The 26072-nt window shown below is 62.3% G+C and carries 27 protein-coding genes; 25 read left to right on the top strand and 2 right to left on the bottom strand.

What is annotated here, in order from left to right:
- Positions 1–49 precede the first annotated feature (49 nt).
- The 4 genes from JJE66_RS27940 (at position 50) to JJE66_RS27925 (ending at position 7369) form a co-directional block, all read left to right on the top strand.
- Positions 50–4384, top strand: a complete 4335-nt coding sequence (locus JJE66_RS27940) for a strawberry notch-like NTP hydrolase domain-containing protein (RefSeq protein WP_200517663.1) — start codon at positions 50–52, stop codon at positions 4382–4384.
- Positions 4384–5430: a toprim domain-containing protein gene (locus JJE66_RS27935; RefSeq protein WP_200517662.1), complete on the top strand. Its 1047-nt coding sequence runs from the start codon at positions 4384–4386 to the stop codon at positions 5428–5430. Before JJE66_RS27940 ends, JJE66_RS27935 begins: the two co-directional genes overlap by 1 nt.
- Before the next feature lie 317 nt (positions 5431–5747).
- On the top strand, positions 5748–6680 hold the full coding sequence (locus JJE66_RS27930) for a DUF2493 domain-containing protein (protein WP_200517661.1): 933 nt from the start codon (positions 5748–5750) through the stop codon (positions 6678–6680).
- Positions 6681–6892: 212 nt separating this feature from the next.
- Positions 6893–7369, top strand: coding sequence for a hypothetical protein (locus tag JJE66_RS27925; protein WP_200517660.1), 477 nt, complete (start codon positions 6893–6895; stop codon positions 7367–7369).
- Between the two features lie 124 nt (positions 7370–7493).
- Here JJE66_RS27925 and JJE66_RS27920 read toward each other — a convergent pair whose 3' ends face one another.
- A complete protein-coding gene (locus JJE66_RS27920; RefSeq protein WP_200517659.1) occupies positions 7494–7856 on the bottom strand; it encodes a hypothetical protein in 363 nt (120 codons plus the stop codon).
- Positions 7857–7900: 44 nt separating this feature from the next.
- On the opposite strand from JJE66_RS27920, the gene JJE66_RS27915 reads away from it, so the two are divergent.
- Complete coding sequence (locus JJE66_RS27915) at positions 7901–8221, top strand: DUF736 domain-containing protein (RefSeq protein ID WP_200517658.1); 321 nt, start codon at positions 7901–7903, stop codon at positions 8219–8221.
- A gap of 266 nt (positions 8222–8487) precedes the next feature.
- Here the strand turns inward: JJE66_RS27915 and JJE66_RS27910 are convergent, their stop codons facing one another.
- Positions 8488–8739: a helix-turn-helix domain-containing protein gene (locus JJE66_RS27910; RefSeq protein ID WP_200517657.1), complete on the bottom strand. Its 252-nt coding sequence runs from the start codon at positions 8737–8739 to the stop codon at positions 8488–8490.
- A 162-nt stretch (positions 8740–8901) separates the two neighbouring features.
- Here JJE66_RS27910 and JJE66_RS27905 point away from each other — a divergent pair, with 162 nt between their 5' ends.
- From JJE66_RS27905 to trbL, 20 genes are all read left to right on the top strand, one after another.
- Positions 8902–9174 carry a DUF2285 domain-containing protein gene (locus JJE66_RS27905; protein WP_200517656.1) on the top strand — a complete coding sequence of 91 codons (273 nt, stop codon included), beginning with the start codon at positions 8902–8904 and terminating at the stop codon, positions 9172–9174.
- Between the two features lie 165 nt (positions 9175–9339).
- The gene (locus tag JJE66_RS27900) at positions 9340–9534 is read left to right on the top strand and encodes a transcriptional regulator domain-containing protein (RefSeq protein ID WP_200517655.1); all 195 of its coding nucleotides are present in this window, start codon (positions 9340–9342) and stop codon (positions 9532–9534) included.
- A gap of 112 nt (positions 9535–9646) precedes the next feature.
- On the top strand, positions 9647–10111 hold the full coding sequence (locus JJE66_RS27895) for a DUF2285 domain-containing protein (protein ID WP_246756559.1): 465 nt from the start codon (positions 9647–9649) through the stop codon (positions 10109–10111).
- A 133-nt stretch (positions 10112–10244) separates the two neighbouring features.
- Positions 10245–10526, top strand: a complete 282-nt coding sequence (locus JJE66_RS27890; RefSeq protein WP_200517654.1) for an AlpA family transcriptional regulator — start codon at positions 10245–10247, stop codon at positions 10524–10526.
- 22 nt (positions 10527–10548) lie between these two features.
- A complete protein-coding gene (locus tag JJE66_RS27885; RefSeq protein WP_200517653.1) occupies positions 10549–11430 on the top strand; it encodes a replication initiator protein A in 882 nt (293 codons plus the stop codon).
- A 289-nt stretch (positions 11431–11719) separates the two neighbouring features.
- A complete protein-coding gene (locus tag JJE66_RS27880) occupies positions 11720–12184 on the top strand; it encodes a DUF2840 domain-containing protein (RefSeq protein WP_200517652.1) in 465 nt (154 codons plus the stop codon).
- On the top strand, positions 12181–12693 hold the full coding sequence (locus tag JJE66_RS27875; protein WP_200517651.1) for a S26 family signal peptidase: 513 nt from the start codon (positions 12181–12183) through the stop codon (positions 12691–12693). The genes JJE66_RS27880 and JJE66_RS27875 overlap by 4 nt, the downstream gene beginning before the upstream one ends.
- A gap of 2 nt (positions 12694–12695) precedes the next feature.
- A complete protein-coding gene (locus JJE66_RS27870; protein WP_200518858.1) occupies positions 12696–13526 on the top strand; it encodes a lytic transglycosylase domain-containing protein in 831 nt (276 codons plus the stop codon).
- Positions 13523–13903: a hypothetical protein gene (locus tag JJE66_RS27865; RefSeq protein WP_200517650.1), complete on the top strand. Its 381-nt coding sequence runs from the start codon at positions 13523–13525 to the stop codon at positions 13901–13903. The genes JJE66_RS27870 and JJE66_RS27865 overlap by 4 nt, the downstream gene beginning before the upstream one ends.
- Before the next feature lie 8 nt (positions 13904–13911).
- Entirely contained in the window at positions 13912–15675 is a 1764-nt protein-coding gene (locus JJE66_RS27860) for a DUF3363 domain-containing protein (RefSeq protein ID WP_200517649.1), read from the top strand.
- Between the two features lie 39 nt (positions 15676–15714).
- Positions 15715–17703, top strand: a complete 1989-nt coding sequence (locus JJE66_RS27855) for a conjugal transfer protein TraG (protein ID WP_200517648.1) — start codon at positions 15715–15717, stop codon at positions 17701–17703.
- A 5-nt stretch (positions 17704–17708) separates the two neighbouring features.
- Positions 17709–18137 (top strand): CopG family transcriptional regulator, encoded by a 429-nt coding sequence (locus JJE66_RS27850; RefSeq protein ID WP_200517647.1) that lies wholly within the window; start codon positions 17709–17711, stop codon positions 18135–18137.
- A gap of 131 nt (positions 18138–18268) precedes the next feature.
- Positions 18269–19585, top strand: coding sequence for an MFS transporter (locus JJE66_RS27845; protein ID WP_200517646.1), 1317 nt, complete (start codon positions 18269–18271; stop codon positions 19583–19585).
- Between the two features lie 202 nt (positions 19586–19787).
- Positions 19788–20702 (top strand): P-type conjugative transfer ATPase TrbB, encoded by a 915-nt coding sequence (gene trbB, locus JJE66_RS27840; protein ID WP_200517645.1) that lies wholly within the window; start codon positions 19788–19790, stop codon positions 20700–20702.
- A gap of 1 nt (position 20703) precedes the next feature.
- Positions 20704–21030 (top strand): TrbC/VirB2 family protein, encoded by a 327-nt coding sequence (locus JJE66_RS27835; RefSeq protein ID WP_200517644.1) that lies wholly within the window; start codon positions 20704–20706, stop codon positions 21028–21030.
- Positions 21030–21293 carry a VirB3 family type IV secretion system protein gene (locus JJE66_RS27830; RefSeq protein ID WP_200517643.1) on the top strand — a complete coding sequence of 88 codons (264 nt, stop codon included), beginning with the start codon at positions 21030–21032 and terminating at the stop codon, positions 21291–21293. The genes JJE66_RS27835 and JJE66_RS27830 overlap by 1 nt, the downstream gene beginning before the upstream one ends.
- Positions 21294–21303: 10 nt before the next feature.
- Complete coding sequence (trbE, locus tag JJE66_RS27825; RefSeq protein ID WP_200517642.1) at positions 21304–23745, top strand: conjugal transfer protein TrbE; 2442 nt, start codon at positions 21304–21306, stop codon at positions 23743–23745.
- The gene (gene trbJ / locus JJE66_RS27820) at positions 23742–24473 is read left to right on the top strand and encodes a P-type conjugative transfer protein TrbJ (RefSeq protein WP_200517641.1); all 732 of its coding nucleotides are present in this window, start codon (positions 23742–23744) and stop codon (positions 24471–24473) included. Before trbE ends, trbJ begins: the two co-directional genes overlap by 4 nt.
- Complete coding sequence (gene trbK-alt / locus JJE66_RS27815) at positions 24473–24844, top strand: putative entry exclusion protein TrbK-alt (protein WP_200517640.1); 372 nt, start codon at positions 24473–24475, stop codon at positions 24842–24844. Before trbJ ends, trbK-alt begins: the two co-directional genes overlap by 1 nt.
- Complete coding sequence (gene trbL, locus JJE66_RS27810) at positions 24841–26070, top strand: P-type conjugative transfer protein TrbL (protein ID WP_200517639.1); 1230 nt, start codon at positions 24841–24843, stop codon at positions 26068–26070. The genes trbK-alt and trbL overlap by 4 nt, the downstream gene beginning before the upstream one ends.
- Positions 26071–26072: the final 2 nt, after the last annotated feature.

Below are 26072 nucleotides of genomic sequence, written 5' to 3'. Positions count from 1 at the left end.
GAGTGCGCCGCGGCGGCTCGATCCTTCCCAGCTCCTCGAGGTTCTTCCCATGACATCGACTTCCGTCTCCGTGGCTGCCGTTGCGGCCGCGCCGTCTTCTGTTGCGTCCGGTTCGGCGATGAGTGCCGCCGCAATCGCCAGGACGGCCCACGATCTGCTTCTGCATCTTGAACGTGGCCAGCGCATCGACGCTCCGATGTTGCGCGCGGCGATGATCAACGCCTTTGGCGCGTCCGACGCTGAGGGCGGATGGAACTGGAAGATGGCTTACGACGCCTGTGAGGCGGCTACCGTTCTGTTCCTTCGCAAGTTTGGTCCGGCCATGCGCGCCCGTGCCGCTTCATCGGCCGCAATGTTGCCGATGCTCTCCAAAATCAGGAATCTACTTCCGACCCACACGCGCCGCTCGGAAGAGAGTGAAGCCCTCCAGCAATTCAGCACACCCATCATGCTTGCGCTTGCCGCGAGCGCTGCGGCATCGATCACGCCTGCCGACATTGTGCTGGAGCCGTCGGCCGGTACGGGTCTGCTCGCCATTTGGGCCGAACTGTCGGGCGCGTCGCTCGTTCTCAACGAACTCGCCGAAGCGCGAGCGGAGCTTCTTTCGCATCTCTTTTCCGGCAACGCCGCAACGAGGTTCGACGCCGCCAACATCGACGACCATCTCGACGCCGACGTCCGGCCGAGCGTCGTGCTGATGAACCCGCCATTCTCTGCGGTGGCGCATGTCGATCGCCGCATGTCCGACGCGGCGTTGCGGCACATTGCGTCCGCCTTGGCGCGACTCCCGGACGGCGGCCGGCTGGTCGCGATCACCGGGGCGAATTGCTCCCCCGACAATCCGGTCTGGACTGACGCCTTTGTCCGGTTGCAGGAGCGCGGCCGTGTTGTCTTCACTGCCGCGATCGCTGGCTCGGTCTTCGCCAAGCACGGCACCTCGGTCGAGACGCGCTTGACCGTGATCGATCGGTTGCCCGCGGACCATAAGCGGGCATTTCCGCCGTCTCTGGGCGTGGCATCGGACGTTGCCACGCTGCTTGGCTGGGTCACGAAGCACGTTCCAGCACGACAGCCGATCGCTGCGGCTGTTGTGGCTCCAGCGGTCAGTACTCCGGCCATTCCGCGGACCGTCCGCGCTTACGCGACGCGCCCATCCGCCGCGGCGGCTCCGACCTCGGCGCCCGAAGCGATCGAGCTCACCTATGAGACCGTGGCGTGGACACCGGCTGAGGCCGACCGGATCACGGACGCGCTCTATGAGGGATACGCGCTTCAGTCGATCCGGATTCCCGGATCGCATGCACATCCGACCAAGCTTGTGCAATCCGCCGCCATGGCGTCGGTGGCGCCTCCGGTCCCCTCCTATCGGCCGCACCTTCCGGCAAATGTCGTCACGGGCGGCCTGCTGTCCGACGCACAACTCGAATCCATCATCTATGCCGGCGAGGCGCATGCGGGCTTTCTTGCGGGATCATGGACGATTGACGAAACCTTTGATGTCGTGTCCGCGGCCCGCGAGGATGCGGACAATGCCGTTCAATTCCGGCGCGGCTGGTTCCTTGGTGATGGCACCGGCGCGGGCAAAGGACGTCAGGTCGCCGGTATCCTGCTCGATAACTGGCTGAAAGGCCGTCGTCGAGCGGTTTGGATCAGCAAGTCTGACAAGCTGATCGAGGATGCGCAGCGCGACTGTTCGGCGCTTGGCATGGAACGCCTGCTCGTGACGCCGCTGTCGCGCTTCCGCCAGGGCACGTCGATCCGGCTGGAGCAGGGCATCCTTTTTACCACCTACGCCACGCTGCGGTCCGACGCTCGCGACGACAAGGTTTCCCGCGTCAGGCAGATCGTCGAATGGTTGGGTGCCGACTTCGACGGCGTCATTGTCTTCGATGAAAGCCACGCCATGCAGAATGCCGCGGGCAGCAAGGGCGAACGCGGCGATCAGGCTGCCTCGCAGCAGGGAAGAGCGGGGCTCCGGCTGCAGCACGCCCTGCCGAATGCGCGCGTCGTTTACGTTTCGGCAACCGGCGCTACCACAGTGCATAATCTGGCCTACGCCCAGCGTCTTGGATTGTGGGGCGATAAGGACTTTCCATTTGCGACCCGCTCGGAGTTCGTCGAGGCCATCGAGGCTGGCGGCGTCGCCGCAATGGAGGTGCTGGCGCGCGACCTCAAGGCACTTGGGCTTTATGCGGCGCGCTCCCTTTCATACGAGGGTGTCGCGTACGAACTGGTCGAACATCGGCTGACCGACGAGCAGATCCGCATTTACGATGCGTATGCGGGTGCGTTTAGCGTCATCCATAACAATCTCAACGCCGCCATGCGGGCGGCGAACATCACCTTCGAGACCGGGACGCTCAACGCGCAGGCGAAGTCGGCGGCCCGATCGGCATTCGAGTCCGCAAAGCAGCGCTTCTTCAGTCATCTCCTCGCGTCGATGAAGACACCTTCCCTGATCCGCTCGATCGAACGCGATCTTGGGGAAGGCCACGCCGCCGTGATCCAGATCGTATCGACCGGTGAAGCGCTGATGGAGCGCCGGCTTGCGGAGATACCAACCGAGGAGTGGAGCGACGTCCAGGTCGATATCACCCCCCGGGAATACGTGCTCGACTACCTCGCCCATTCCTTCCCGGTCCAACTGTACGAGCCCTTCACCGATTCGGAAGGCAACCTTTCGTCTCGGCCTGTGTACCGTGATGGTCAGCCCGTCGAGAGCCGGGAAGCCGTTGCGCGCCGCGACCGGCTGATCGAGCATCTCGCCTCGCTCTCACCCGTGCCCGGCGCACTCGACCAGATCGTGCAGCGGTTTGGGACCGACATGGTGGCCGAAGTCACCGGACGGTCGCGCCGCATTATCCGCAAAAGCAACCGCCTAACGGTCGAGAACCGTGCCGGCTCGGCGAACCTCGCTGAAACCGCGGCCTTCATGGACGATGTCAAGCGCATCCTCGTCTTCTCGGACGCCGGCGGGACGGGTCGCAGCTACCATGCCGAGCTGTCTGCTCGAAACCAGCGCTTGCGCGTTCACTACCTGCTCGAGCCCGGCTGGAAGGCCGACGCCGCGATCCAGGGTCTCGGCCGCACGAACAGGACCAACCAGGCCCAGCCGCCGCTGTTTCGTCCCATTGCGACCAATGTGAAAGCCGAGAAGCGCTTTCTCAGCACCATTGCGCGCCGGCTCGACACGCTCGGCGCCATTACCCGCGGTCAGCGGCAGACCGGCGGGCAGGGGTTGTTTCGACCCGAGGACAATCTGGAGAGCAACTACGGTCGCGATGCCTTGCGTCAGCTCTATACGCTCCTGATCCGGGGCAAGGTGGAAGGCTGCTCGCTCGAGACGTTCGAGGATGCAACCGGGCTGAAGCTGACCGACTCCAATGGCATGAAGGATGAGCTGCCGCCGATCACGACCTTCCTCAACCGCCTGCTGGCGCTGACCATCGATCTGCAAAACGTGCTCTTCACGGCCTTCGAGCAGTTGCTCACCACTCGCATCGAAGGCGCCATCGCCTCAGGAATCTACGACGTCGGTCTTGAGACGCTGCGGGCCGAAAGCTTCGTCGTCACCGATCGGCGTACGATCTACACCCATGCCGCGACTTGTGCGGAGACCCGTCTGCTTACGATCACCCAGCGCGAGCGTAACCGGCCTCTGCCCCTGGATGAAGCGCTCGGCCGCCTCTCTGATCGTCGTACCGTCTTGCTGGTCAACGAACGTTCCGGCCGAGCCGCGGTGCAGGTCCCTGCGCCGAGCCTCATGCTCGACGATGGTGAGATCGAACAACGCGTCCGCTTGATCCGGCCTATGGAAAGCCTGAGCGTTCCGCTCGACGCAATGGCGGAAAGCCATTGGATCGAGACGGATCGCGAGCGATTTAGTAGCGTCTGGCAGGCTGAGCTTGCGACAGTGCCGGAGTTCACTGAGAGCACGATCCATGTCGTCGCGGGTCTCCTCCTGCCGATCTGGAAGCGGCTGCCTAACGAATCGACGCGCGTCTATCGTCTTCAGACCGATGCCGGCGAGCGGATCATCGGCCGGAAAGTTTCGTCCGCCTGGGTCACCAGCGCGCTTCACGGCGAACAGCCGACGCTGCCACCCGCGGACGCCTTTGCGGCGCTGTTGGAAGGCCGCACGGTTCTCGACCTTGCCGAAGGCCTGAGACTTCGGCGCGCCCGCGTCATGGGCGCGCATCGTATCGAGCTCGCTGACTTCACCGACACCATGCGCGACCGCTTGCGCGCTTATGGACTCTTCAGCGAGATCATCTCCTGGAAGCTGCGCATGTTCGTGCCTGTCGACGCAGATGGTGTCGGCGTCCTTGCCAAGCTGCTCGAATGCTATCCGATCGAGCGCATCGGCGAGTGGGAGGCTGCATAATGCCCCGCGATGCTTCCGAACTGGCGCTCCGCCTCGCTCGCGAGGCGGAGGCGGTGTGCCGGCACTATCTCTCCAACGGCCGTCGCCAAGGCCGCTATTGGCTGGTCGGCGATAGCAGAAATACGCCCGGGCGCTCCATGTTTGTGCGGTTGGTTGCGTCGACCAAGGGACCTGCGGGCAAGTGGACGGACGCTGCGACCGGCGAGCATGGCGACCTGCTCGACATTATCAGTGAGAGTTGCGGGTTGCTCGATTTCCGCGATGTTGCCGACGAGGCGCGACGATTCTTAGGCCTGCCTCGACCCGATTCCCCACCCGAATTGATGTCCGCGCACGCCAAGGCCCAGACCGGATCCCCAGCAGCAGCCCGGCGACTGTTCGGCATATCGCGGTCGATCAATCGGACTGTTGTCGAAACCTATTTGTGCCGACGAGGCATTCCATCCGTGCATCACGAAGGTGCGTTGCGTTTCCATCCGCGCTGCTACTACCGGGCGGACGACGAAGCGCCGACTGAAGTCTGGCCGGCGATGATTGCCCGAGTTACCGACCTCGACGGCCGGATCACGGGCGTGCACCGGACTTGGCTTGACCCGTCCGGACGCGGCAAGGCGTCGATTGACACTCCGCGACGTGCCATGGGCGACCTCCTGGGTAACGCCGTACGGTTCGGTCTTGCTAACGATGTGCTTGTGGCGGGCGAGGGCATCGAGACCATGCTTTCGATTCGCCATGTTCTGCCGAGCATGCCGATGGTCGCGGCACTCTCAGCCAACCATCTCGCCGCCCTGCTGCTCCCGTTGACGCTGCGCCGACTGTATATCGCCCGCGACGCCGATCCTGCCGGAGAGGGTGCTGCGATGAACTTGACGAACCGCGCGGAAGCGGCCGGCATCGAGGCGTTCACATTGTCGCCCAGCTTCGATGATTTTAACGGAGATCTGCGGACGCTGGGCGCTGAAGAGCTTGAGGCGGCCTTGCGCGTACAGCTTGTGCCACAGGACGTTGTCCGCTTCGTTCGCTCGGCGACGACCGTCGCGGGATAACAGCAGGCGCTTTGAACGCGTTCTCGTCATCGCCAGTCAGCTCGACGTCGGCGTTGCCGGACAGAGTCCGCGTCCCCGGCCTTCTAGAGGGCGATCGGACGGCAAGCGGTCCGGTCCGGCAATGGCAGAGGTGCGGCTATTTTCCGCCGGCGCTTGCGCGCCTTTGCATCGCGAAACAAAATAGCCGCACCTCTGCCATCCTCCGCTCTGCTCCGGCCCTGCGCTGCGCTTCGGGTTCTGGTCCGTCCCGCCCGCCGTCTGGTGATCGCCACGAAGGCCGCGATGGACGCGGTCGATCCGGCAAAGGACCTCTCACCATGACGACCGACCATGATGATACCGAGTTCGAACCGCAGCACAGTTCATCCCCGACCGATCATGTGCTCAACGAGCTTCAGCTCTACGGCCACCGTTCCTTCCACGACGAGCCCGATCCGAGGCCGTTACCCGAAGCCAAAATCATCGCCGGCGCGATCGCCGATATCTTCGACGCTTTCGTGGCGACCTTGAGCGACACCCGGCTCGAACCCGACCTTGAGAATCTGCTCTGGTCGACCGTCAACCTCTTTCACCGCGCGACGGGTCGCATCGAACGCGAACTCGACGACAACGAACAGGCCCAACAGAAGAGCCAGCGCGAGCAGAATGGCTCGGAGGTGCGATCGGTCGAACTGGAAAGGCTCACGGCCGAAGGTATCACGATGATCGAACGCCGCAACGTCATGGAACTGTTCCGCGACCTCGCCACAGACCATTTCGAGCTTCATACCGGCTCTCCCTGGCGTCCCCGCTCTGGATCACTGGTCAATCATCGCACACTCACATCAGCGATGATCGACAGCCGCGATTTCCTCGCTGCCAAGCGCCGCGCAGAGACCGAGGCGATGTTGCCATCGGGACCCAAGATCGCACTGACCGGCGGGCTCGATTTCAACGACGTCTCCCTGATCTGGGACAGCCTCGACAAGGCCCACGCCAAGCACCCGGATATGGTGCTCCTGCACGGTGGCTCGCCGAAGGGCGCCGAACTGATCGCGGCGAAATGGGCTGCTAACCGCAAGGTTCCGCAGGTCGCATTCAAGCCGGACTGGACCAAGCATGCCAAGGCAGCTCCGTTCAAGCGCAACGACGCCATGCTCGCGGTGCTGCCGATCGGCGTCATGCACTTCCCGGGCACCGGGATACAGGACAATCTTGCCGACAAGGCGAAGAAGCTCGGTGTTCCCGTCTGGAAATTCGGCGGCGCATAAGCGCCGCCCCACCGGCGCTTCGAAGAAAGTCAAACGACTACATTTCTCTTCGATCTGCACCGATGAGGCGGGCAGAATGGTTCTTCTTTTGTCGCACTCAGCCAATGAGGATAATTACTCCCACAGCCGCTGGTTCTCCGTTATAATCTCGACCGCGCCGTGGTGGTGGTGGAAGGCGCGACCGTCATATCTTTTGTCGTGGAGCCACCACCATGCTTATCCTCGGACTCATTCTCAATATGCTTGGCATCGGCCTGTTCTGCTGGCTGATTTTCACTCTCGCTATATATGCGCTTCCATTCTTCGTTGCGCTTTCTGTATGGCTGGCAGCGATTCACGGTGGCGCGGGCATCACCGTCGCGGTTTGTGTCGCCATTCTTGCCGGTGTGCTCACTCTCTTTGTGGGACAAACGGCGTTTTCTTTTACTGGATCCACGCTTCTTCGTGCCTTAATCGCCGCTGCTTTTGCTGTTCCGGCGGCCGTCGCGGGCTATCACGTCGTTCACGGTCTATCGCAAATTGGGGTGTCCTCATTGCCATCGCGCGATGCGTTTGCCTGGATCGGCGCTATCGCGGTCGGTTGCACTGCTTGGTCTCGGATAACCATCCTTGCCAAGCCTCCGCGACCGGTCGAGGCTTTCCCGAACGGTTCTCAGCCGGCTCTCACTGTCACGACGCAGGAGGGATGACCTCTATCTCGTCGGGCGAGGTTATCTGCGATCGAAGCGTTCGTTGGCCCCGTGATAGACCTTCGGTAGCGCGACCCTCCTCGGATCACTTCGATCACGCGGGCCCAACCTTCCCCGGCACAAGTCAGCGCAGGCAGGGGCATCTCATCGTGGATTGTTCGAGGCAATCGAATCCACCCATTCCTTCGCCTTTGTTTCCTTCTCTTCGCCTGAACGCAGCGACATCTTGTGCAGCACCACCGATATTCGCCACGACTTCTTCCGAGGTATTGTTTAGCGCACGGACCACGTGGCCTCTTGATGGCTTGATCTGGCCGAAGAGCGGCTGCGCCTCGATCGCCTGAACGCAACGCCGTGGGTCGACTTTCTTCCCCTGGGCTACGCCCATTCCTCGCGAGACAAGAAAGTCTCCCCGCTGGCGTCCTCCGCTGCGCTCCGGCCCGCGGGCGGGTGCGTCGTCGATCGTCTTCGGCCTGTAGATCGCCATCGAGGCCGCAGTGGTCGCGGCTCGAAACAGCAAGGAGAAGTAACATGGCTAACATCGGTTCTTTCAAGAAGGTCGGCAGCGACTTCCAGGGCGAGATCGTCACCCTCAGCCTCAAGACCAAGGGCGTTCGGATCGTGCCCGAGACCAATCGCTCCAACGAGAATGCCCCGAGCCACCGCGTCTTCGTCGGCCGGGCCGAGATCGGGGCCGCCTGGTCGAAGCGCTCCGAGGAGGGCCGCGACTACCTCTCGCTCAAGCTCGACGATCCCTCCTTCAACGCACCGATCTACGCGAACCTGTTCGACGACGAGGAAGGCGAGAGCTACACCCTGATCTGGTCGCGGCCGCGCAAGAACGCCGATTGAGGCTCCGCAAAAAAGCCGCATCCGGTCCGCCGGGCGGGGCTTCACAATCTCTGGCGCAGTGAAGACTCCGGCAGATCGAACCGCTCGGTCCCTTATCGGCTATTCGGTCTGCCCACGCCTCTACTTCCTCTAGCCTATCCGTCGCCGCCGGTCGGCAAGCCGGCCCGGCGGCGATGACGCGTGCCGTGTCCGGCGCTCGCGGAGCCTTCTGCTCGGCTCGCGAAAGCAAGCATCTACGACTATCGAGATGGGCTGCTCAGATTCCATTACTTCCGTTTGGAAGACTTTGTTCGTTCGGCGCGCGCCTCTTCATCGGGCAGAACGAGATCGACGTGGCTGACGCCCAACGTGCTGGCGAGTTCGAACAAGGTTACGACCGTTGGATTACGGCGGCCGCGCTCCAGGTCACTGATATACTGCTGCGTGAAGCCGGACACCTCGGCGAATTTCTCCTGCGTGAAGCGCTTCTGCTTCCGCAGTCTTGCGAAATTCCGCCCGACCAACTTGCGCATGTCCATACGCGCAACTTGCGGCTTTACATACTATGAGGTTTATCTCCTATAATATGTATTTGGGCTCCTGCGCTGGCCGCAGGAGCCGGAATGAGGCTAAAGTGAGACCTGCGGGATCTTACTCGGGCCTCGATAGATTAGAATCATTCGCCGCTTGCTGGGATACTCATGAAGAAGCCAGAGCTAGACCCTGACGTTGCGGATGTCGCGCCAACCGATGCGGCGCTGACGATCTATGACGAGCAACACGTCGTGACGTACACGCGCCTTTTGCAGGCCGAAAGCGAGGGGGCCGACTGGCGGGAGGTCGCTCGAATAGTGTTGCACATCGATCCGGAGCGAGAGCCCGATCGCGCGCGCAATGCATACCTGACTCACCTTAAGCGTGCTAAGTGGGTTACGGAACAGGGACGTCTCTTGCGCGCTGCCGGCTCGAAGTAGAAGAAATTTACCGGAACTCCTTCCGTCGAGAACACAATTTTCTTCGACCAATCGGTGGTCATCCCAGAGCACCACGTGGTGCCAAAGTAGGGACTTCCTACAACCCAATCGATCAGAATTATTGCGCCGCAATCCTTATTAGCTGTGTGCAACGGGGCGGAAGCAATGCCTGAATTCGACTGGCGGTCGCCGGAGTCTTACAAGAGCCTACAAGAAGCTGACATCACCGACATCGCCTGGGAATGCCTGCGCCGCAATGTCGACTATCAACGCGACTACGAGGCGATGACCGCAAACGGTCGCGACGCAGAAGTCACGCCGGAATTCAGGAGGAAGTGGGGCATCTGCTTTCGCGCATGACCCGCAGGGGTCTTTTGGCGAGCAGGCCATCTTCTGGGCGCCCGAGGTTCTGCCGACTGTCATTCCAGTCGCAGCGACCACGTCGCCCCTCAACGGTGACACGCCTCAGCCATTGCTAGATCTCGCAGCCGGCCAGGTGCGGCGCGCCTCCGATGGATGGCATGCCATCCTTCGTGTCGGCGCAGTGGAGCACCGTGTCTGGTTGAAAGAGCCGCCAGCGATCGGCGGCAACTATGCGGCGGAATTGCCGTTTGATGGCAATTTCGATGCACGTGCCTATGCTGCCCGGCGGCTGTGGTGCGCGATGAATGGGCGCACGCCCGGACCTGGCTTTCACGAACTGTCCAAACAGCGACGCGAGCGGTTGAGCGCCGCCATCCGCGCGCTCGACGCGCACGCAGCCGGAAGTACTTACCGCACAATTGCAGGACTCCTGTTCGGTAAAGGGCGCATCCCGGATCGTGCGTGGAAAACGCACGACCTGCGCAATCGCACAATTCGCCTCGTGCAAGGCGGCCTCGCATTGATGCGAGGCGGCTATCGCGAATTGCTGCGTCCCAAGCGCAAGGACAAATAGCACCTTCAGTTGGGGGTATCGGAAACATACCCCACAATCATCGGCATCCCCCTTCGCGGGCCTTCTCCGCGATCGTGACCGTCGACGCGCCGCCGTTCGCGCCGGCGCTCCAGACGGTCACGGAGCCTCTCAAATGTCCGATCCGAACGCCGGCTTGCCGCCGCGTTACTTGCGCACGCCCGAAGCCGCGCGATTTCTCGGCCTTTCCGGCCGAACGCTGGAAAAGCACCGAACCTACGGCACAGGACCGATGTACCGGAAGATCGGTGGCCGCGTCGTCTACGCGCTGGATGACCTGAAAGCATGGGCCGACCTCGGCGCCAAGACGTCGACGTCCGACCCCGGGAAGGGGACCGTGCTGCCGGCCAAGAAGCACCCGGCGCTGCGCCCGTATGCGGGCCAGGAACGCCGCTGATTGCCGCGTGAGAGCATTGACCATGCGGCGCAGACACCATTCCGAACGCGAGCAGCTTGAGCTCTTTCGGGCGCTACCCCGCGATCTTGCACCCCGCGACGCGCAGGATCTCATGGCCTATCCGTTCTTCTCGCTGGCAAAGACCAAGCGCGTTGTGCCGATCGATTTCCGTGCCGGTGCAATCGCCATTCGTGTCGAAGCCGTGCCGGAACACGGCATGGCGACGATCTGGGATGCAGACGTCCTGATCTGGGCTGCGTCGCAGATCGTTGAAGCGCGTGACGCGGGTTTGAAGACCTCGCGCTTGATGGCTGCGACGCCATACGAGATTCTGACGTTCGTTGGCCGCGGCACCAGCGCGCGCGACTATGATCGGCTGAAGGCGGGTCTCGACAGACTTCAGTCAACGACCGTGCTGACATCGATCCGCCAGCCGACAGAACGACGACGGCATCGCTTCTCCTGGATCAACGAGTGGAAGGAGACAGCGGATGCAAACGGACGTCCATTTGGCCTCGAACTGATCTTGCCTGATTGGTTCTATGCCGGCGTGATCAATGACGCACTCGTGCTCACGATCGATCCCGCCTATTTCGAGCTGACGGGCGGACTTGAGCGGTGGCTCTATCGGCTCGTGCGCAAGCACGGCGGCCGCCAGGATGGCGGCTGGAGCTTTGATCTTGTGCATCTCCATGCCAAGTCCGGCATCCTCTCGCCGCTCAAGCACTTCGCTTACGACGTACGCCGGATCGTCCAGCGCCAGACATTGCCTGGGTATCAGCTCGTGCTCACGCGCGATCCGAACGGCACCGAGCGACTGAACTTCGCGCCTACTCCTATTGATCCCTTAACGGCACGCCTACGCCGCCGCGGTTTCATTCCAAATTCGGAGGACAACCTGTGAATCAGCTCGTGCTATCGGGGACCGCAACCCTCGTGCTATCGGGGACCGGATCCTCGTGCTATCGAGGACCGAAATCGAGCTTAAGTGCTTGTTTATCGGCGCTTTCCAGCCGCTCTAACTTTACTAACCAGAAATCCTTCGGATTTCTTCTAACGGACCAAGCTGGAAACCGCATCGCAGGCGACAGGCAACCGCGGGCCGTCAACCCTCCTTCTCGGCAGAAGCTGCACAGGTGCTTCACCGCCGCCAATGCTTACGGCTCCCCAATCCCGTCTGCGGGAGCGGCGGCATGAGCGATCTCACCGAAGTGGAGGTGCTGTGGCTCGAGAAGCGTATCGAAAACCGCATTCGGTTCGGCCGCATCGTCCAGGAACGGAAGGTTGATCGTCACCGGCGCGTCCTGTCATTTGCACCGGGCAGCATCTTTGCCTTCGTCCGATGGACCTCCAACGACTTTGGCACGGTCATTTCGCGGATCGATATCCTGCGGGCGGTCGCGCCGGGACAGCGCTGCTCCACCGTCCCTTATGTGACGCCGGGCGGGGAGATCCTGTTGCGTCTGTCCGGCTGGCCGAAGGTGGAGCGCGTGCTGCAGATGATCGATGCCGTTGAGGCACTCGGAATCGATCCAGCTGATGTCGCGCCTGATCATTGGCATCACGTTCATAACCGCCTGTCCGTCAACGAAAACCCGCGTCCATATACGAAAGCGCGCCATCAGGCCTGGCTCCATCGGAGAAGGGTGATGCGATGAGAGGCCGCTTGAAAGCGCTAACTGCAACCTTTGGAGCCGCTGCCGCGCTTGTCGTGACACTCGTCCTGGAGCCGCTGCCGCTCTACATATGGAATGCATCGGCAAGCGTGCCGATCGGCCTCTATCGCCTGCGATCGGCTGAACGCTTCCACGTTACCGAACTGGTCGCCGTGCAGCCGCCGGAGCCGCTCGCGACCTTCCTCGACCTTAACGGCTATTTGCCGGCCGGCGTCCCGATGCTCAAACGGGTCTTGGCCCTGCCCGGGCAGACGGTTTGCAGAAGCGGGTTCGCGATCTCGGTCGACGAAGTGGCGGTGGGCGAGGCGAAGGACCACGACAGACGAGGCAGGCCGCTGCCGAAATGGCAGGGCTGCCGCGTTGTCGGCGACGGCGAGCTCTTTCTGATGAACTGGCAGTCGGACGACTCTCTTGATGGCCGGTATTTTGGATCGCTTCCGGCATCTAGCGTGATCGGCCGTGTGGTCCCGGTGTGGACGTCGGAGGAGTGATCGTGCGCATTCGGCGTGTTCTCCTCGCCATGCCCCTGTCCAATCGATTGCGGGATCCGTCCTCCGTCTCGATCGATGTCTGCAAGGCTGGCGCGAGCCCCACCGCGTGCTTGAGCCGGTCGGGCATGCGCGTTTGTGCTGTCGTTCCCCTGATGCTTCTTCTGACCGCGTTCGACAGCGCTGCTTTGGCCCAGAGCGGATCAGCCGCCCAGCCGGCGATCAGTCGGACCGCTCACGCATTTGCCGGCTTCATCAATGAAGCCTCACAACGCTTTGCGATTGCGCCGAACTGGATCCGATCAGTCCAAAGCATCGAGGGTGCCGGTGACGTGCACGCCAGATCGCCAAAAGGCGCAATGGGCCTGATGCAAATCATGCCGGCGACTTGGGCCGAACTTCGCGAGCGCTACAATCTCGGGAACGACCCCTATGACCCGCACGACAACATTCTGGCCGGCACGGCTTACTTGCGCGAACTGCTCGATCGGTATGGCTCGCCTGGCGTGTTTGCCGCATACAACGCGGGACCATCTCGCTACGAAGAGCATCTCGCGGGCGACCCTCTGCCAGACGAGACGCGAGCATACGTCGCAAAGCTTGCAAATCTGCTTGCCATCGAACTGCCGCCGGGATGGACGTCCAGGGGACAGTCATCAGCAGCTGCGACGCTATTCGTCACGCGATCCGATCTCATGAAAACGCGCGATGGGTTGCGGGTGCTCATGCCGTCGAGCGGTGCCACGACCGCAATCTCAGCTTCCGATGTTTCGCCTATGGTGCCCCGGCCTATTGGCGTGTTCGTCCCTCGATCGGATGCGGGAGGACCGCAATGACCAGGTATGTGGGTTCGCAAGCCAATGGCGTATGGGCGATGCCTTCGGCCCGCGCTCTACTCGTCGCTTCGCTCCTCACCGAGCCACCCTTCGGGTGTCTCGGCCCTTCGGGTAACGATCGCTATCGCAAGCGCTCGGAAGCAGTGGGGGCTTCGCGAGTTGGCTGCCAAGTCGCGGCGGCTCTTTCGGGAACCGGCGACCGAAAGACCACGACGGCAGGACGGCGAGATAAAAGGGGCTCGCCGGTCGAACCGCAAGCCATTGTCATGGCTTGGGTTCTGGCGTGCCGGTCGGTCGGGGTGCGTGCCGCGCAAAGCATTTTGAGCAGTGCAATCAAAGACATTTTCGGCACTGCAGCTGTTTTGGCGCTGTTTTAGGCCCGGCGATGACCGTCGGCGACAGCGATCTGCGCATTCGGCCTGGGCGCATCCGCAGCACCCGCGCGCCCAAGCCGAAGAGCTTCATCAACCAGGTGCTACGCGCCGCGAAGAAGGCCGGACACACCTCGGGTCAGACCGCGGCCGGCAGGCGTTCTGCGGCCTATGGGCGTTCGACGTTCGGCCGCGGACGGCTCGCCTTTAGCCGCGGCCGGTTATTCAGCCCGACGCGGCGCGTCGTGGTAAAGGCGCGTGTCGTTCGTCACAAGGGACGTTCGTTCCGCTCGGCGCCGCTGACCGCTCATCTTTCATACCTGAAGCGCGATGGCGTCACCCGAAGCGGCGAGAGGGCCGAGATGTTCGATGCCGGCAGCGACCGTGCTGACGGCGCGGCGTTCGCAGATCGATGCAAGGACGACCGTCATCATTTTCGGTTCATCGTCTCGCCCGAGGAGGCGGGCGATATGACCGACCTCAGGGCTTTTACGCGCGACCTTGCCAAGCAGATGGAAACCGATCTCGGCACGCGGCTCGATTGGATTGCCGTCGATCACTGGAACACGGACAACCCCCACGTCCATATTCTCGTCCGGGGCGTCGATGAGGAGGGCGCTGACCTCGTGATCTCCCGCGACTACATCAGTCGAGGCCTGCGCTCCCGTGCCGAAGAACTGGTCGGCATCGAGCTGGGACCAAAACCGGAGAACGAGATCCGCAATTCGCTGGAGAGGGAAGTCACGGCGGAACGATGGACCCGGCTCGACCGGGAGATCCGGCTGGCCGCCGACGAGACCGGCACAATCGATCTTCGCCCCAAAAGTCCCGGCAGCTCTGACTCGGAGATCCGGCGCCTGATGGTTGGCCGCCTTCAGCATTTGGAGAAGATGGGCCTCGCGGCATCCGCCGCGCCGGGGGAATGGATGGTGGGGCTCGAAGCCGAGCGTAGCTTGCGTGACCTCGGCATGCGCGGCGACATCATCAAGACCATGCACCGCGCCTTCACCGAGCGTGGGGAGGCGCGCGGCATTGCCGACTATGTCATCGAAGGTGGACAGCCGGCGTCCCAGATCATCGGACGACTGGTCGATCGTGGATTGCATGACGAATTGACGGGCGAGGCCTACGCCCTGATCGATGGAACAGACGGACGGGTGCACCACGTCCGCTTCCGAGGGATCGAGGCCTTCGAGCATGCTCCGCCGATCGGCGGCATCGTCGAAGTCCGGTGCTTCGGCCAAGCCGGCGATCCGCGGCCCACCTTGGTGCTCGCGACCCGTTCCGATCTTCATCTTGGTGAGCAGGTCACCGCGAAAGGTGCGACCTGGCTCGACCACCGGCTGGTCGAACGCGATCCGATGCCGCTCGCCATGGGCGGGTTCGGCCGCGAGACCCGTGACGCCATGGAAGCCCGCACCGAGCATCTGATCCAGGAAGGTCTCGCGCGGCGGCATGGTCAGCGCATCATCCTGCAGCGCGACCTCCTGAACACGCTCCGCCGACGCGAGCTGGACGAGGTAGGGGCAAAAGTCTCGGCCGAGACCGGCTTGCCTCACGTGCAAGCGGCTTCCGGGGAGTATGTGGCAGGCACCTATCGCCAGCGGCTGACGATGGCGTCGGGGCGTTTCGCCATGATCGACAACGGGCTCGGTTTCCAGCTCGTGCCATGGTCGCGCGAGCTCGAGAAGAAGTTCGGTCAGCACGTCACCGGTGTCGCGAAAGAGGGCGGTGGCATCGAATGGGGCTTTGGTCGGAAGCGTGACTTGGGCCTGTAGCTTTGGTTTACCAACTTCACTAGCGCGAGGGACGTTCGGATGTCAGGGACCAAAATCCTCTGGGGACAGGTAATCGTTGTCGGCCTGATCGTCTTGCTCGCCATCTGGGGAGCGACCGAGTGGACTGCCTGGCGTCTCGGTTACCAGCCGGAGCTTGGCCGCCCATGGTTCGAGCTGTTGGGTTGGAAGTTCTACTACCCGCCAATCTTCTTCTGGTGGTGGTTCGTCTACGACGCCTACGCGCCTCAGGTCTTTGTCGAGGGTGCCTTCATTGCGGCGTCAGGCACCGTCGTTTCGATTGCTGCGGCGATCGGCATGTCGGTCTGGCGGGCACGCGAGGCCAAGAACGTCGAGACCTATGGCTCGGCGCGCTGGGCCGGTCCGGAAGAGGTGCGAGCCGCCGGTCTTCTCGGCCCAGATGGCGTGGTGCTGGGAAAGTTCGACAATGACTACCTTCGCCATGACGGACCGGAGCACGTGTTGTGTTTTGCGCCCACCCGGTCCGGCAAGGGCGTCGGCCTCGTTGTTCCCTCGTTGCTGGCATGGCCAAGTTCGGCCATCGTTCACGACATTAAGGGCGAGAACTGGCAATTGACCGCCGGCTTCCGTTCGCGGCATGGCCGTGTCTTGTTGTTCGACCCGACCAACCCAAAATCCTCGGCCTACAATCCTCTGCTCGAGGTTCGGCGGGGGGAGTGGGAGGTGCGCGACGTTCAGAACGTCGCCGACGTCCTGGTCGACCCGGAAGGCTCGCTCGATAAGCGGAACCATTGGGAGAAGACCAGTCATTCGCTTCTGGTCGGTGCCATCCTCCACGTCCTCTATGCCGAGGCCGACAAGACTTTGGCCGGCGTCGCAGCTTTCCTGTCCGATCCGAAGCGGTCGATCGAGGCAACGTTGAAGGCGATGATGACCACGCCGCACCTTGGCGAGCAGGGTGCACATCCCGTGGTCGCCTCGACCGCGCGCGAGCTCCTGAACAAATCGGAGAATGAGCGCTCCGGTGTCTTGTCCACTGCCATGTCGTTCCTTGGGCTCTACCGAGATCCCGTGGTAGCCCAGGTGACGTGCCGGTGCGATTGGCGGATCGCGGACTTGATCGCCGACGCCCGTCCGACGACGCTTTACCTGGTGGTGCCGCCCTCCGATATCTCGCGGACCAAACCGTTGATCCGGCTGGTGCTGAACCAGATCGGCCGGCGGCTGACCGAGGACTTACACGCTCGCGACCGCCGGCATCGTGTCCTGATGCTGCTCGATGAGTTTCCGGCGCTGGGGCGGCTCGACTTCTTCGAGTCCGCGCTCGCTTTTATGGCGGGTTACGGCATCAAGAGCTTTTTGATCGCGCAGTCGCTCAACCAGATCGAGAAGGCCTATGGGCCGAACAATGCGATTCTCGACAACTGTCACGTCCGAGTCAGCTTCGCGACCAATGACGAGCGGACCGCCAAGCGAGTGTCCGACGCGCTCGGGACAGCAACGGAGATGCGGGCGATGAAGAACTATGCGGGGCACCGGTTGAACCCATGGCTCGGGCACCTCATGGTCTCGCGTCAGGAGACGGCCAGGCCGCTCTTGACCCCTGGCGAGGTCATGCAGCTTCCGCCGATGGATGAGATCGTCATGGTGGCGGGCACGCCGCCGATCCGGGCCAAGAAAGCCCGGTACTATGAGGATCGCCGGTTCACCGAGCGGGTGTTGCCGCCGCCTGATCCGGCGTCGTCGGGTCGATCATCGCGAACGGACGGATGGTCATCACTCGGAACGCCGACGCCGGCAACGGGCCTGGCCGGCAAAGTCGCGCAAGCAGGGGAAGACGCAGCGAACAGCGGTCTTCGTCGAGAGCCCGAGCTGCCCGATCACGTTGCGATCGTTAAGGAGACGACCGAGCCGTCACCGGCAGAGGAATTTGCCGTCGTTCTTGACGACGATGAGGACGCGGTCCGTCAATCCCGGCTCTTACGACAACAGATGCGAGGTGTTGCCCGTCAAGTCGCCCTCGACCCGAATGACGGCATGGAGCTCTGAGCATCATGCGCGATCGGATGAATGTGTATTTCCCGCCAGAGCTTCTGAAGCAGATCTCAGAGCTTGCCGATCGCAAGAAGCTCTCTCGATCCGCGATCGTGGAAGCGGCTGTTGCGTCCTTTCTATCGCCGGACGGCGCGGACAAGCGGGAGGCGGCGTTTACCCGGCGCCTGGACCGTTTATCGCGCCAGATGCAAAGGCTGGAGCGTGACGTCGGTCTGACGGCTGAGACTTTGGCCCTGTTCATCCGCTTTTGGCTCACGATCACGCCGCCATTGCCCAACGACGCGCAGGCTGCTGCCCAGGCAAAAGGCCGGGAACGCTTTGAGGGATTTGTCGAGGCGCTCGGGCGCCGCTTGCAAAAGGGGCAGAGCTTCCTGCGTGAAATCCCGGAAGATATTATTCATCACGAAACGACAGCGAAACTTGATTGATCTGCGGGACAGGCTATTCGCCGGTCCTTCTTTTTTCTACGCCATCCTACGACCGCAGCAATGTAGCTAAGTCGACAAGAAGCTGGACGCGCTATCGGCTCGAATGAGCTGAGTGAGCAAGAAGGGCCAGCATGCAGATCTCAATCGCATGGCGTCTCATCGCGTGCGTTTTTCTCCCATTCGCTGCTGGATACTATCTTTCATATTTGTTCCGAACGATCAACGCTCTGATCTCGGGTCATCTCATCGCCGATATCGGACTTGGTGCTGCCGACCTCGGGTTACTTACGTCCGTCTATTTCCTGGTCTTCGCGGCGGCTCAGATCCCGGTCGGCATACTGTTGGACCGCTTCGGTCCGCGTCGCGTCCAGAGCGCTCTGCTTCTGATCGCCGCCGCGGGCGCTGGATTATTCGGGATGTCGAACGGATTCCTGTCACTCCTGATCGCGCGTGCAATGATCGGGTTAGGTGTAGCGGCAGCTCTGACGGCTGGGCTGAAGTCGATCGTCCTGTGGTTTCCCAGAGAACGAGTGGCCTTGCTCAACGGCTACATGGTCATGTTGGGATCGCTCGGGGCTGTTACCGCGACGGCGCCCGCCGAGCACCTGCTCGCCTGGATGGGATGGCGACAGCTGTTCGAGATCCTGGCAGCCGCGACCGCCGTCACGGCCATGCTTATCTATCTCGCCGTTCCCGAGCAAGTCATCGTCCCGTCAACAGCATCAATCCCCGCCACCCTCAGCTCTGTTTTTGGCGACAGGCGCTTCTGGCGAATTGCTCCATTGTCGGCGACGTGCGTCGGCTCGGCCTGGTCACTGCTGGGATTGTGGGCGTCGACGTGGCTAACGGACGTGGAGGGCTTTGATCGAGCAAGTCTCGTCAGACAGCTGTTCATGATGTCAATCGTGTTGAGCGGCGGTGCCTGGTTGCTCGGTACGATGGTCCACTACTTCAGACGAAGAGGAGGCGGAGCGGAGTTAATATTGACGACCGTTGCGGTGCTGTTCATCGCCGCCCAATTTGCTTTGATACTTCGCGTGCCTTTGCCGTCCCTCTTGCCCTGGTCCGTTGTCGCAGTTGTCGGGGCGGCGTCCGTCGTCAGTTTCGCGGTGATAGCCGATTACTTTCCGCCCGAGCTTGCGGGTCGTGCCAATGGCGCAATGAATGTGCTGCACTTCGGATGGGCATTTCTGGCCCAATACGCGACGGGCCTGATCCTGGAGCAATGGTCCCGCGGGGCTAGCCCTAAACCGATCTTCGCCTATCAACTCGCGTTCGGTCTCAACCTAATGCTGCAGATCGCGGCGCTGGTGTGGTTCGCGCTGCCATGGCTCCGCTACTTCGGCCAGTGGATTGGCTCATTTGACGCTTCCGAGGTAATCGAACCGGTCTGCTTGTACGAACAAGCGGTACTACAGGTGTTCGCGGACGACGATGCGGAGTGGTGAGTGGCGACCCACGTTGAATTGCCCTTCTCGTCTTTCTTTTCCTACGCTGTTCTACGATTGCCGGAAGAGCTTGTTGCGCCAGATCGAGTGGTGGCTTTTCTAATCAGCCCATCTGAGGGCGCTCTTTAGACGTCCTCATTCGGTGGGGGCGGCGGTGGCAATCCAATCCAATCAGTCGGAGTCGACAACACGCGGCGCACGAATGCTGCGTAGCGCGCTTGGTTTGGCAATCGCGGGTTACCTCGAAGATGAGTCGATCATCGAAGTGATGCTCAATCCAGATGGGCGTTTGTGGATCGACCGGCTGTCGAGTGGCCTGATCGACACCGGCGAAATACTGTCCGCGGCGGACGGTGAGCGCATCGTCCGCCTGGTGGCGCATCACGTTGGCGCCGAAGTGCATGCCGGCTCGCCGCGTGTCTCTGCCGAATTGCCTGTGACTGGCGAGCGCTTCGAAGGTCTCCTGCCTCCAGTCGTTGCGGCGCCGGCGTTTGCGATCCGCAAGCCAGCGGTCGCTGTGTTCACGCTCGACGACTATGTCGTCAAGGGGATCATGACCTTGGGGCAGGCCAAGACCCTGAGGGGTGCTGTCTCCGCTCGTAAAAACATCCTTGTCGCCGGCGGCACATCGAGCGGCAAGACAACACTGACCAACGCGCTTTTGGCTGAAGTTGCAAAGACCTCCGATCGTGTCGTGCTGATCGAGGATACGCGCGAATTGCAATGCAAGGCACCCAACCTTGTGGCGCTTCGGACCAAGGACGGCGTCGCCACGTTGTCGGACCTCGTCCGCTCGTCACTCCGACTTCGCCCGGACCGCATCCCGATCGGCGAGGTCCGCGGCGCCGAAGCGCTCGACTTGCTCAAGGCCTGGGGCACTGGCCATCCCGGCGGCATCGGGACCATCCACGCGGGCACCGCACTCGGCGCGCTTCGGCGGCTCGAGCAACTCATCCAGGAAGCCGTCATTACGGTTCCGCGTGCCCTGATCGCCGAAACCATCAACCTCGTCGCCGTGCTTACAGGCCGTGGCGGCGATCGGCACCTCTCTGAGCTCGCCCTCGTCACCGGCCTTGGAGCGGCGGGCGACTACAGCCTTTCACAAGCAGGAGACTGACATGCGTTTGCAATCTAGCATTCTTCGAGGAGCCGCTTCGCTGGCTGCCGCCGGCACGGTTCTTCTGACGACCGCGCCGGCTTGGGCGGCTGGCTCGAACATGCCGTGGGAGCAACCACTCAACCAGATCCTGCAATCGGTCGAAGGTCCGGTCGCCAAGATCATCGCCGTCATCATCATCGTCGTCACAGGATTGACGCTCGCGTTTGGCGATTCGTCCGGCGGTTTCCGCAGGCTGATCCAGATCGTGTTCGGTCTGTCGATCGCGTTCGCCGCCTCGAGTTTCTTCCTGTCGTTCTTCTCGTTCGGCGGCGGCGTGGTGATCTGATGGATGATCCGGTCGCAGGTTTTGTCGTGCCCGTTCACCGTGCGCTCACCGAACCGATCCTGATGGGCGGCGCGCCGCGGTCGGTCGCAATCGTCAACGGTACGTTGGCGGCGGCCCTTGGCCTTGGACTGCGGCTGTGGATCGCGGGTCTCGTGCTCTGGTTCATCGGCCACATGGCCGCCGTCTGGGCCGCCAAACGTGATCCCGCCTTCGTCGATGTGATGCGCCGGCATCTGCGCATTCCCGGTCACCTCAACATCTGAGTTCGCGGTCATGATGAACCTCGCCGAATACCGACATTCCAACGTGCGCCTCGCCGACTTCCTGCCTTGGGCAGCCCTCGTCGACGAAGGAATCGTTCTGAACAAGGACGGTTCTTTCCAACGGACAGCGAAGTTCCGAGGACCCGATCTCGATAGCGCAGTGCCGGCTGAACTTGTCGCCGTCGCCGGGCGCTTGAACAACGCCCTGCGTCGCCTCGGATCTGGCTGGGCCGTCTTCGTCGAGGCGCAGCGTCATTTTGCGGGGTCTTACCCACCGAACACCTTTCCAGACGTCGCGTCAGCGTTAGTCGATTCCGAGCGCAAAGCTCAATTTGAAGAGACGGGCGCCCACTATGAATCCAGCTATTTCCTGACGTTTCTCTACCTGCCGCCGGAGGAGGGCGCCGCCAGGGCAGAGCGGCTGCTCTATGAGGGCCGCGATCGTACGGTTGGAGCCGACGCTCGCGAGGTGCTCCGCGGATTTATCGATCAAACCGACCGCGTGCTTCAGCTCGTGGAAGGGTTCATGCCCGAATGCGCCTGGCTCGACGATCCGGACACGCTGACCTATCTGCACTCGACGATCTCGACCAAGCGCCATCGCGTTCGCGTGCCCGAAATTCCCATGTACATCGATGCGCTGTTGGCCGACCAGCCACTGACGGGCGGGCTCGAGCCGATGCTGGGCTCAGCCAACCTGAGGGTTCTGACGATCGTTGGTTTTCCCGGCGCAACGACGCCGGGAATCCTGGACGAGCTGAACCGCCTGGCCTTTTCGTATCGCTGGTCGACCCGCGCCATCATGCTCGACAAGACCGATGCCACCAAGCTGCTGACCAAGATTCGCCGGCAGTGGTTTGCCAAGCGAAAGTCGATCGGCGCCATCCTCAAGGAGGTCATGACCAACGAGGCGTCGACGCTGCTCGACACCGACGCCCACAACAAAGCGCTTGATGCCGACGCGGCGCTGCAGGAGCTGGGTTCGGACCAGATCGGACAAGCCTTTGTCACGGCAACCATCACGGTCTGGGACCGCGATCCCGGTGTAGCCGACGAGAAGCTGCGTCTGGTCGAGAAGGTGATCCAGGGGCGGGACTTTACGTGCATGATCGAGACGGTGAATGCCGTCGAAGCTTGGCTCGGCAGTCTGCCTGGGCACGTCTATGCCAACGTGCGGCAGCCGTCGGTCTCGACCCTCAACCTCGCGCATATGATTCCGATGTCGGCGGTTTGGGCGGGCGAGGCGCGAGATCTGCACTTCAAGGGTCCGCCTCTGCTGTTTGGCAAAACCGAGGGATCAACCCCCTTCCGGTTCTCGCTCCATGTCGGCGACGTCGGCCATACTCTCGTGGTGGGACCAACCGGTGCCGGCAAGTCTGTGCTGCTGGCGCTAATGGCATTGCAGTTCCGCCGCTATCCGAGTTCTCAGGTCCTTGCGTTCGATTTCGGCGGTTCGATTCGGGCGGCCGCTCTCGCTATGGACGGCGACTGGCATGATCTCGGCGGCGCATTGTCTGACGGGGACGATAAACCCGTCGCATTGCAGCCGCTGGCCTGGATCGACGATTCCATGGAGCGGGGATGGGCCACGGAGTGGCTCGGCGCGATCCTGGCGCGGGAAAAGGTTGAGATCACCCCAGAGGTCAAGGATCATCTGTGGTCGGCGCTGACGTCTCTGGCCTCGGCGCCAAGGGAGGAACGCACACTGACGGGCTTGTCGGTCCTCCTGCAATCCAACTCTCTGAAGCGCGCCCTGCAGCCCTATTGTCTGGGCGGACCATCCGGGCGACTGCTTGACGCCGAATTCGAGCGCCTCGGTGATGCTTCGGTCCAGGCGTTCGAGACCGAAGGGTTGATCGGAACGAGCGCGGCTCCGGCCGTGCTGGCCTACCTCTTTCATCGGATTGGGGATCGCCTCGACGGCAGGCCAACACTTCTCATTGTCGATGAAGGTTGGCTTGCCTTGGACGATGACGATTTCGCGGGTCAGCTTCGCGAATGGCTCAAGACGCTTCGGAAGAAGAATGCATCCGTCATCTTCGCCACCCAGTCGCTCTCGGATATCGACGGCTCCGCAATTGCGCCGGCGATCATCGAAAGCTGCCCGACGCGGCTGTTGTTGCCGAACGAACGCGCGATCGAGCCGCAGATATCAGCGATCTATCGGCGCTTTGGCCTCAACGACCGCCAGATCGAGCTTCTGAGCAGGGCCACGCCGAAGCGGGACTATTACTGCCAGTCTCGTCGCGGCAACCGGATGTTCGAGCTCGGCCTAGGTGAGGTTGCGCTCGCCTTCACCGCAGCCTCTTCCAAGACCGACCAGGCCGCCATCGAGCAGCTCCTCGCCGAACACGGGCGCCAAGGCTTCGTGCCCGCCTGGCTCCAGCACCGCGGCGTCGCCTGGGCCACGGACCTGATCCCCAATCTCGGCAATCTGGAGAGATCGCCATGAGCCGTCTTAGCTCTTTGCTGACCGCTGGCGCCATTGCCCTCACGCTCGGCGTCACAGCGCCTGTACGGACGCAATGGATCGTCTTCGATCCCAACAATTACGTCCAGAACGTCCTGACCGCCGCGCGTGAGCTGCAGCAGATCAACAACCAGATCACCTCGTTGCAGAACGAGGCGCAAATGCTGATCAACCAGGCGAAGAATTTGGCAAACCTGCCTTATTCATCGCTGCAGCAATTGCAATCGTCGATCCAGCGGACCCAGCAATTGCTGGCGCAGGCCCAGCGGATCGCTTACGACGTCCAGCAGATCGATCGGGCGTTTTCAACCAGCTACGCGCCGGCCACCGGCAGCCAGTCGAGCCAGATGTTGGTCACCAATGCTCAATCGCGGTGGCAGAACTCGGTTGCCGCATTACAGGATGCGCTCCGGGTCCAGGCCGGCGTTGTCGGCAACCTCGACACCAACCGCATCCAGACGTCGGCGCTTCTAACGTCAAGTCAGGGTGCCAGTGGCGCCCTGCAGGCAACTCAGGCCGGCAACCAGATCCTCGCGCTCCAGGCGCAACAGCTCGCTGATCTCACCGCAACGGTTGCAGCACAGGGCAGGGCGCAGAGCCTTGAAGCCGCTCAGCGCACCGCAGCCCAGGACCAGGGCCGAGAACAGCTCAGGCGGTTTCTGACACCGGGACAGGGCTATCAATCCCAAGACGTGCAGATGTTCCACTAATGAGCGACATAAAGGCTTTCAAAGCGCTGTCGCTGGCAGTGTCGATCGGTGTGTTCGTTGTCGCGGCCTGCACGATTCAGCTTCGTGGTGGAGAGGATGCTTCCTTGCCGCCAAGGGCGGAGCAGACCACGGACGTCGATCATTCTGACCTCGCTCGCTGCCGCACCGTCACTCCCGAAGAAACGGCCAGTTATCAGCACTGCCAGCAAGTCTGGGCAGAAAACCGAAATCGCTTCTTTGGCAGGAAGGACGGTGCTGCCGCGTCTCGCCGCCTGGATGCCGTACCCGGCCCAACACCTGCGCCAAAGGACGAGAGCCGGATGCCGCAGGGCTACCCATCCTTGACGCCACCTGAAGTGAGCAAGCCATGACCGGTACCGGGATCATTGATCAATTCCTGGAGACGTTTACCAGTTACATCGATAACGGCTTCGGGCTTCTGGGAGGCGATGTCGGATATCTCGCAACGACGCTGGCAGCGATCGACATCACGCTCGCGGCGCTGTTCTGGAGTTGGGGACCGGATGAGGACATCATCGCTCGCCTTGTCAAGAAGACGCTGTTCGTTGGTGTCTTCGCTTACCTCATAAGCAACTGGAACAGTCTGGCGCGCATCGTCTTCGAGAGCTTTGCCGGGCTTGGACTGAAAGCGTCCGGCGCAAGCCTTTCCGCGTCAGACTTCCTGCGACCGGGAAAGATTGCTCAAGTCGGGCTTGACGCCGGCCGGCCGCTACTCGACTCGATCTCGAATCTGATGGGCTACATTAGTTTTTTCGAGAACTTCGTCCAGATCGTCGTTCTCCTGTTTGCCTGGCTCGTGGTGCTGCTCGCCTTCTTCATTCTTGCGATCCAGCTCTTCGTCACTCTGATCGAGTTCAAGCTGACGACCCTGGCCGGCTTCGTGCTCATTCCTTTCGGCTTGTTTGGCAAGACCGCCTTCGCTGCCGAACGGGTGTTGGGCAACGTCATATCCTCCGGAATCAAGGTCCTGGTCCTGGCCGTCATCGTCGGAATCGGCTCGACCCTGTTCTCGCAATTTACCTCTGGCTTTGCTGGCGGCCAGCCGACGATCGAAGATGCGATGACGCTGGTGCTCGCCGCGCTCTCGTTGTTGGGCCTCGGCATCTTCGGTCCGGGAATCGCAAATGGCCTGGTATCCGGTGGACCGCAACTCGGTGCCGGCGCTGCGATCGGGACTGGACTTGCCGCGGGCGGTGTCGTGGCAGCCGGCGCAGGCCTTGCCGCGGGCGGTGCTGGTCTGGCCGGCGGTGCGATGGCGGGCGCCGCGCGCGGGGGCGGCGCCGTCTTAAGCGGAGCCTCCGCAGCCTATCGAAGTGGCGGCCTTGCTGGCGTCGCGGAAGCTGGGGGATCGGCGGTCATGAGCCCGTTGCGTCGCGCAGCGGCAGCATTGGGCGGAGGCGGGCAGCCGGGCGAGCAGGCGGCCAGCACTTCGGCCGAAGGGCAGCCCGATTGGGCGCGGCGCATGAAGCGAGCCGAAACTATCCGGCATGGCGCGTCGGCTGCTGGTCATGCAGTGCGCTCCGCCGATCACGGTGGCAGCGGCTCCTCCGTCGACTTGTCCGAAGGAGAGCGCTGACA

Origin of the sequence: Bradyrhizobium diazoefficiens, assembly GCF_016612535.1 — a bacterium.
Lineage (GTDB): Bacteria > Pseudomonadota > Alphaproteobacteria > Rhizobiales > Xanthobacteraceae > Bradyrhizobium > Bradyrhizobium diazoefficiens_C.
The sequence above is the reverse complement of the archived record's forward strand: the minus strand, read 5'-3'. Positions and strand labels throughout refer to the sequence as shown.

Coding starts and splice junctions, on each gene's coding strand:
- JJE66_RS27865 (WP_200517650.1), top strand. CDS start 13,523: ATGACCAGGTATGTGGGTTCGCAAGCCAATGGCGTATGGGCGATGCCT.
- JJE66_RS27880 (WP_200517652.1), top strand. CDS start 11,720: ATGAGCGATCTCACCGAAGTGGAGGTGCTGTGGCTCGAGAAGCGTATC.
- JJE66_RS27835 (WP_200517644.1), top strand. CDS start 20,704: ATGCGTTTGCAATCTAGCATTCTTCGAGGAGCCGCTTCGCTGGCTGCC.
- JJE66_RS27845 (WP_200517646.1), top strand. CDS start 18,269: ATGCAGATCTCAATCGCATGGCGTCTCATCGCGTGCGTTTTTCTCCCA.
- JJE66_RS27925 (WP_200517660.1), top strand. CDS start 6,893: ATGCTTATCCTCGGACTCATTCTCAATATGCTTGGCATCGGCCTGTTC.
- JJE66_RS27885 (WP_200517653.1), top strand. CDS start 10,549: ATGCGGCGCAGACACCATTCCGAACGCGAGCAGCTTGAGCTCTTTCGG.
- trbB (WP_200517645.1), top strand. CDS start 19,788: ATGCTGCGTAGCGCGCTTGGTTTGGCAATCGCGGGTTACCTCGAAGAT.
- JJE66_RS27915 (WP_200517658.1), top strand. CDS start 7,901: ATGGCTAACATCGGTTCTTTCAAGAAGGTCGGCAGCGACTTCCAGGGC.
- JJE66_RS27910 (WP_200517657.1), bottom strand. CDS start 8,739: ATGGACATGCGCAAGTTGGTCGGGCGGAATTTCGCAAGACTGCGGAAG.
- JJE66_RS27940 (WP_200517663.1), top strand. CDS start 50: ATGACATCGACTTCCGTCTCCGTGGCTGCCGTTGCGGCCGCGCCGTCT.
- JJE66_RS27935 (WP_200517662.1), top strand. CDS start 4,384: ATGCCCCGCGATGCTTCCGAACTGGCGCTCCGCCTCGCTCGCGAGGCG.
- JJE66_RS27900 (WP_200517655.1), top strand. CDS start 9,340: ATGCCTGAATTCGACTGGCGGTCGCCGGAGTCTTACAAGAGCCTACAA.
- JJE66_RS27860 (WP_200517649.1), top strand. CDS start 13,912: ATGACCGTCGGCGACAGCGATCTGCGCATTCGGCCTGGGCGCATCCGC.
- JJE66_RS27920 (WP_200517659.1), bottom strand. CDS start 7,856: ATGGCGATCTACAGGCCGAAGACGATCGACGACGCACCCGCCCGCGGG.
- JJE66_RS27875 (WP_200517651.1), top strand. CDS start 12,181: ATGAGAGGCCGCTTGAAAGCGCTAACTGCAACCTTTGGAGCCGCTGCC.
- JJE66_RS27890 (WP_200517654.1), top strand. CDS start 10,245: ATGTCCGATCCGAACGCCGGCTTGCCGCCGCGTTACTTGCGCACGCCC.
- JJE66_RS27830 (WP_200517643.1), top strand. CDS start 21,030: ATGGATGATCCGGTCGCAGGTTTTGTCGTGCCCGTTCACCGTGCGCTC.
- trbJ (WP_200517641.1), top strand. CDS start 23,742: ATGAGCCGTCTTAGCTCTTTGCTGACCGCTGGCGCCATTGCCCTCACG.
- trbE (WP_200517642.1), top strand. CDS start 21,304: ATGATGAACCTCGCCGAATACCGACATTCCAACGTGCGCCTCGCCGAC.
- JJE66_RS27930 (WP_200517661.1), top strand. CDS start 5,748: ATGACGACCGACCATGATGATACCGAGTTCGAACCGCAGCACAGTTCA.
- trbL (WP_200517639.1), top strand. CDS start 24,841: ATGACCGGTACCGGGATCATTGATCAATTCCTGGAGACGTTTACCAGT.
- JJE66_RS27905 (WP_200517656.1), top strand. CDS start 8,902: ATGAAGAAGCCAGAGCTAGACCCTGACGTTGCGGATGTCGCGCCAACC.
- JJE66_RS27850 (WP_200517647.1), top strand. CDS start 17,709: ATGCGCGATCGGATGAATGTGTATTTCCCGCCAGAGCTTCTGAAGCAG.
- JJE66_RS27855 (WP_200517648.1), top strand. CDS start 15,715: ATGTCAGGGACCAAAATCCTCTGGGGACAGGTAATCGTTGTCGGCCTG.
- trbK-alt (WP_200517640.1), top strand. CDS start 24,473: ATGAGCGACATAAAGGCTTTCAAAGCGCTGTCGCTGGCAGTGTCGATC.